Consider the following 2,959-nt stretch of genomic DNA (forward strand, 5'->3'; position numbering starts at 1 on the left):
TGGACCACTATCTCCGCCTCCGTGGTCAACAGAAACCCACCGGCGGCACCATCAAGCTGGTCGATGACCCCGGATATCTTCTCATTCGCCAGCTATTCGCGCAGGGCCTGCAGGTGGCCGACCTCGGCTACGGGGAGGATAAACGCGTCCCTGTCAGCTCCGGTTTTCCGCGCCCGGAAGTGATGCCGTACGACACGCCACCGCAACTGAACAAAGGGGGGGAGGCACTCATGGCTGCCTTGGACCGGGTATTTACGCCTGAGGAGCTGGCTACCTTTGCCCGGACGACGGTCACCGTCTTGGTGAACGAGAAGGGGCAGGCCGAGGAAGTGCGCATCACACCCCCGGTGAGCCAGGAGATGCGTAGACGCTGGCTCCGTGCACTGAAGCTCCTGCGCTGGCAGCCGGCAACCTTGCACGGCAAAGGCGTACGCGCCTGGACGGTGCTGCCCATAGGCGAGATGCTGAAGTGAATAGCGCCGAGCCGAGAACTCCGGTTCGACCACAAGGCATCAAAGTCACCTCGAAAACCTTTTGCTTTTTTCGCGCGGTTTCATAGATTTCTACGTCGAATGAGGACTGGTATGAAAGGGAAGGCATTCACTAAGGCGAGGAGAGCATGATGGGTCAGGTGGGCACGGAGAGGACATACGAGCAACTGCAAGCAGAGTTTGCCCATTGGGAAAAGATAAAGGACATGGTCGACCAGTGCATCGATTTCATGCTCAATCTGCGGCAGAGTGGTCACCCGGGCGGCTCGCGATCCAAGGTACACGCCTTCTTGGTCACCGCGCTGAGCGGAGTCATGCGCTGGGATCCCCGCCATCCAGAGAAGCGCTTTGCCGACCGCTTCATCCTGGTGGGTGGTCACACCAACCCGCTGGTGTACGCTGCGCTGGCGGTGCTCAATGAAGCCTTGCGGCGCAAGTACGAACGCACCAAGGACAAGCGCTACCTGATTCCGGATGCACAGAAGCGGGCGGTCTTATACGAAGACCTGCTGACCCTCCGCCGGCGCGGCGGATTGCCCGGCCACGCTGAGATGGCCGGCAAGACTCTTTTCTTCAAGTTCAATACTGGGCCCTCGGCGCACGGTTCCCCAGTGGCCGCCGGCCAGGCACTGGCCCTCAAGCTGGCCGGAGCCGAGGACGTCCGCGTGTTTGCCATGGAGGGCGATGGTGGCCTCACCCCAGGCGCGGCCCACGAGACCCAGAACAACGCCTATGGCCTGGGGCTCAACAACCTCTTCTACCTCATCGACTGGAACGACTTTGGCATCGACGATCATCGGATCAGTTCGATTGTCCACGGATCTCCGCAGGACTGGTTTGCCGCCCACGGTTGGCGGGTAATGGGCACAGAACAGGGCATGGAATGGGGCCCGGTAGCGAGGACGATCGTAGAGCTGGTCTACGGGGACAACCCCCGCAAGCTGCCCAACGCCGCCTGGTTCAAGACGCGCAAGGGGCGCGGCTACGGGATCTTTGACAACAAATCCCACGGCATGCCGCACACGCCCATGAACAGTCCTGTCTTCTGGGAGTGGCGGAAAGAGTTCATGGAGCGCTATGGCATCAGCTTCGATGGCTATGGCAGCCCGGCGCCGGCCACGGAAGAAGAGCGGCGGGAGCAGACACGCCGCAACCTGCGCCACGTCATGGAGGTGTACGATCAAGACCCCGCGCTGGTCGACTATGTGGCCGACCGACTCGTCGAGCTCGGTGATTCCATCCCCGAGGACAAGCCCTCGCTCCGCTTTTCCTTCGCGCAGAACCCGACCACCGATCCGGTGATCACCGATTATCGCCACTACCCGGCGGAACTCTTTGCCAAGCCTGGTGAAAAGCTCCCCAATCGTGCGGCTCTGGCCAAGTTCGGTGCCTGGGTCAACGCCTACACGCACGAGAAGTACGGCCGACCGCTGTTCATCGCCATGTCCGCTGACCTGGCCGAGTCGACGAACATCGCGGGGTTTGCGAAAAAGTGGGGCGACTTCCCCGGCTTTGGCGTCTACAACCGCGACACAAACCTAACTGGTGCACTGCTCCCGCAGGCGATCACGGAATTTGCCAACGCAGGAATCTGCGCCGGACTGGCCTGCGTAAACCTTGCCCGCGATCCCTTTGCAGAGTTCAACGGCTTCTACGGTGCCTGTTCCACGTATGGCTCCTTTGTCTATCTCAAGTACGGGCCACTGCGCTTGCTCAGCCAGCTCGCCCAGGACTGTGAGATCAAGATCGGCAAGGTGCTCTGGGTAGTTGGTCATTCTGGCCCGGAGACGGCGGATGACTCCCGCACCCACTTTGGCATCTTTGCTCCAGGAGTGACGCAGCTCTTCCCAGAGGGACAGGTGATCAACGTCTATCCTTGGGAGCACAATGAGGTGCCGGTGGTGATCGGGGCGGCCCTTGCCACCAACGTGCACATCATCGCGCTCCATCTCACACGTCCGCCTATCGAGATACCCGACCGTGAGGCGCTTGGCATCCCGTCCTTCTTTGAGGCCGCGAAAGGGGCGTACGTGCTTCGCGATTACGTCCCCGGGCAGAAGGTTGGCGGCACAATCTTCGTGCAGGGCACCAGCACCACTTCCAATGTCATCAAGATTCTCCCAGAGCTCGCCCGGGAGAAGCTGAACGTCAAGATTGTCGCTGCCATCAGTCCGGAGCTCTTCCGCTTGCTACCGGCCTCCTACCGAGAGTCGGTGGTTTCTGCAGGCGAGTGGCTTGATTCCACGGTCATCACCAATGCCGCGCGGCGGGGCATGTACGATTGGATCGCCCATCGCGTGGCCGTCGAATACGCCATGTCGGCCGACTGGGACAACCGCTGGCGCACGGGTGGCACCGTGGACGAAGTGTGCGACGAGGCGCACATCTCGCCGGAATGGCTGCTCACGGGCATCGAGCGCTTTGTGCGGGACCGGGAGAAGCGACTCCGCGCCATCCGGGATGCGGCC

The 2,959-nt window shown here is 61.5% G+C and carries 2 protein-coding genes; both read left to right on the plus strand.

Annotation, left to right across the window (positions count from 1 at the left end):
- Positions 1–473, plus strand: a 473-nt coding sequence (locus H5U38_14310; GenBank protein MBC7188193.1) for a hypothetical protein, incomplete at its 5' end; no start/stop codon positions are given.
- Positions 474–658: 185 nt separating this feature from the next.
- Positions 659–2,959: transketolase (locus tag H5U38_14315; GenBank protein MBC7188194.1), on the plus strand; the 2,301-nt coding region annotated here is incomplete at its 3' end.

The organism is Calditrichota bacterium (assembly GCA_014359355.1).
Taxonomy (GTDB): domain Bacteria; phylum Zhuqueibacterota; class Zhuqueibacteria; order JANLFK01; family Oleimicrobiaceae; genus Oleimicrobium.